We start from the raw sequence: 3,388 nt of genomic DNA on the forward strand, positions 1-3,388 counted from the left end.
CCCGTGGGCGCGCTACGCCCGCTGGGTCGGAGAGGCCGCCGCCCTGCGGGGGTGAGCCCCGGCAGGTGGAGGCCGACGCCGCTGGAGTGATGAATCCTCGAAGGTAGGACGATCACGCCTGGCATCGCGTCGCCGTCGTCCCCGAGCCTGCGATACTAAGTAGACTTATGGCTTTACGGCCCTGACATCAGGAGGACAAGTGAGTACACCAGGAACAGGGAATACCGAGGGCGGAGACCGGGGACTCCGCAGCGAGGGCGACCAAAGTGCCACCCGGACCCCTGCTGCCGGCGCAAGCAGCATCGGTGAGGCACCGAACCCGGACACCACCCCCATCCCGGCCGGGAACGGCAATCCCCGGGGGAACGACGACGATGCCACGCGCGAACACACACAGGTCTTCCCCGTGAGTCATACCAAGAACCCAGGCTACGATCAGGACGCCGGCCATCGCCTGGACCCCGAACGGAACGCCTCACGCGGCCGCAAGCACCACGACGCCGGCGATCATCGCGGCCGGGATGCAGTACCAGCCGCCGCCGACCGGCACGCGCTGCACCAGCGCGAGAAGGAGAAATTCGGCGGCATGAAATTCGGCGCCGCTTTCTTCGGCTGGCTCACCGCGACAGGAATGGCCGTGCTTCTCACGGCGCTCCTGGCCGCTGCGGGCGCGGTGTTCGGCCTGTCCACGAACACGAATCTCGGTGAAGCCACGAGCCAGGCATCGCAGGATGCGCAGACCGCCGGAATCATCTCCGCCGTCGTCCTGCTGGTCCTGCTGTTCCTCTCCTACTTCGCCGGTGGGTATGTGGCCGGTCGCATGGCCCGGTTCGACGGCGTGAAGCAGGGCATCGCCGTCTGGCTGTGGGCCGTCATCATTGCCGTCGTGGTGGCGGTTGTCGGGCTGATCGCGGGAAGCCGGGCGGACATCTTCGCCGATATCAACAGCTTCCCGAGCCTTCCTGTCAACGAGGGCGATCTCACGACGACCGGAATCATCGCCGTACTCGCAGCAGCCCTGACGGCCCTGACCGGGGCTGTGCTCGGCGGGCTCACCGGCATGCGTTATCACCGCCGCATCGACCGGGCGGACTTCGACGAGGCGCGCAACTAGAAGCCCGCGTCGGCCGGCACAAGAACGCCCGGCCCCCGATGGGGAGCCGGGCGTTCTTCTACCCTGGGTGCGGCAACGAATCAGGGTGCCGGCATGCCGCCGTTGACGTTCAACGTCTCGCCCAGCACGTAGCTCGATTCGGGTGAGGCAAGGAAGACGTAGGCGGGGGCGAGCTCGGTGGGCTGGCCGGCGCGGCCCAGCGGCGTGCTCTTCCCGAATTCCGGCAGGGCTTCCTTCGGCTGCCCGTCGGACACCTGGAGGGGAGTCCAGATGGGACCGGGGGCCACAGCATTGACGCGGATGCCCTTGGGGGCAAGCTGCTGGGCCAGGCCCTTCGTGAAGTTGTTGATGGCCGCCTTGGTGCTCGCGTAGTCGAGGAGCGTAGGTGACGGCTCGTACGCCTGGATGGAGGTGGTGTTGATGATCGCGGACCCTGGTTGGAGGTGCTTGAGCGCTTCCCGCGTCACCCGGAAGAACGAGTAGATGTTCGTCTTGAAGGTATGGTCCAGCTGTTCGTCGCTCAGCTCCTCGAGTGATTCGACGGCCACCTGCTTGCCTGCGTTGTTGACGAGGATGTCGAGCCCGCCGAGTCCCTCGGCCGCCTGACGCACAAGTGCTATGCAGTACTCGGGGTCCTTCAGGTCACCCGGAATCCGAACGGCCGTGCGGCCTGCATCCTCGATGAGGGCGGCGATGGTTTCGGCGTCGGCCTCCTCTTCCGGCAGGTAGGAAAGGGCGACGTCGGCACCTTCCCTCGCGAAGGCGATGGCGACTGCTGCGCCGATACCGGAATCCGCCCCCGTGATCAGTGCCTTTCGACCGGAAAGGCGCCCCGTTCCGCGGTAGGAGGTTTCACCGCGGTCAGCCTTCGGCTCGATGTCCTGGTCCAGGCCCGGTTCCGGCTGGTCCTGCTTGGGCGGAGCTATGCTTTCGAAGCGCGTGACGGGGTTCTGGAAGGTGTACTGGTCCGGAGTTCCTGCGGAGTTTTCGGATGTCATGAAGCTCTCCCGTTACCGATAGGTGGTGGCTGACGCCCAGCACTCAATGCTAAGCCTGCTTACTACACTAGGCGGTGGGTTCGGGAGAGACAAGGCACTTTCCCGCGCCCGTTCAGAGAACAGTCGAGAAGAAGCCCGCTCCGACGGAAAGAACCATGGCCGCCACAAGGAGCCAGACAATGGGGATTCGGTATTTGTTGATGAAGCGCATATCAAGCAAGTCTAACGGGGCCGGTGCTCGTCGACGCGCCCGGTTAGGCTGTTCCCATGCGCCGAGATTTCCTCCCATCCGCTGAGCAGAGCCGCGATTTCTACCGTTTCCTGACTGCTGTGGTGGTTCCGCGGCCGATTGCCTGGGTTTCCTCACGGTCCGCTGAGGGGATCGACAACCTGGCTCCGCATTCCTTCTTCACTGTCGCCTCGGTCGACCCGCCCATCGTCCAGTTCACTTCCGTGGGGCGGAAGGACTCCGTGCGCAACATCGAGGCCACCGGGGAATTCACGGTCAACTTCACGCCCGAAAGCCTTTTCGAGGCAGTGAATGCCACTGGCACGGCCTTTCCACCGGAGGTCAGTGAGTTCGACGCCGTCGGACTTACGCGCGAGGCGAGCCTCACCGTCGCGCCGCCGCGCGTCCTCGAATCGCCCGCCGCGCTCGAGTGCAGGCTCCATTCAATGCAACAGATGGGGAACTGCACCCTGGTCTTCGGCGAGGTGCTGCACGGCGTGGTGTCCGAGGAGTTCCTCGACGGAAACCATCCCCTGATCGAGGCTCTCAAACCCCTGTCGCGCCTCGGGCTCGACGAGTGGGGAACCGCAGGAAACATCCGCCGCATCCGACGTATTCCTCTCAAGGAATGGGCGCAAGCTCATTATCCGGACGTCAGCTAGAGTCGTGAATGGGGGTTGACCCACCCGTGGCTGGAAGGCCGCCCCGACTGCAGGGATGTCCATGAGCCTGACCGCCGCCACCGGCCGCAAAGTACGCATCAGTAAGCCGAACGACGTCGTTGCGTCCTACTCCGTCCTCCTGAAACAGGTTCGGAAAGAGGGTCTGCTCACCCGGCGTCGGCGTTTCTATCTCTCGGTATTCTTCTTCCTCGCCTTGGCCATGGCGGCAGCGTGGACGGGATTCGCGCTGCTGGGGGATTCCTGGTTCCAGCTCCTGATCGCCGCCGCCCTCGGCGTCGTCCTGACGCAGGTCGCGTTCCTCGCCCACGAGGCCTCGCACCGACAGATCTTCACCACCCGCGGCGCCAACGACTGGTCGGGGCGT

General features: G+C 65.0%; 3 protein-coding genes and 1 pseudogene. 3 read left to right on the top strand and 1 reads right to left on the bottom strand.

The window, feature by feature from the left end:
• Positions 1-199: 199 nt before the first annotated feature.
• Positions 200-1,114 (top strand): hypothetical protein, encoded by a 915-nt coding sequence (locus Y705_RS19275; protein WP_049822620.1) that lies wholly within the window; start codon positions 200-202, stop codon positions 1,112-1,114.
• Positions 1,115-1,194: 80 nt separating this feature from the next.
• Here the strand turns inward: Y705_RS19275 and Y705_RS0111005 are convergent, their stop codons facing one another.
• Complete coding sequence (locus tag Y705_RS0111005) at positions 1,195-2,112, bottom strand: SDR family oxidoreductase (protein WP_026532885.1); 918 nt, start codon at positions 2,110-2,112, stop codon at positions 1,195-1,197.
• Positions 2,113-2,379: 267 nt separating this feature from the next.
• Here Y705_RS0111005 and Y705_RS0111015 point away from each other — a divergent pair, with 267 nt between their 5' ends.
• Both Y705_RS0111015 and Y705_RS0111020 read left to right on the top strand, forming a co-directional pair.
• Positions 2,380-3,003, top strand: coding sequence for a flavin reductase family protein (locus tag Y705_RS0111015; protein ID WP_026532886.1), 624 nt, complete (start codon positions 2,380-2,382; stop codon positions 3,001-3,003).
• A gap of 61 nt (positions 3,004-3,064) precedes the next feature.
• Positions 3,065-3,388, top strand: a pseudogene (locus Y705_RS0111020) (acyl-CoA desaturase); the annotation flags it as partial.

Source organism: Arthrobacter sp. H41 (assembly GCF_000520535.1).
GTDB lineage: Bacteria > Actinomycetota > Actinomycetes > Actinomycetales > Micrococcaceae > Arthrobacter_D.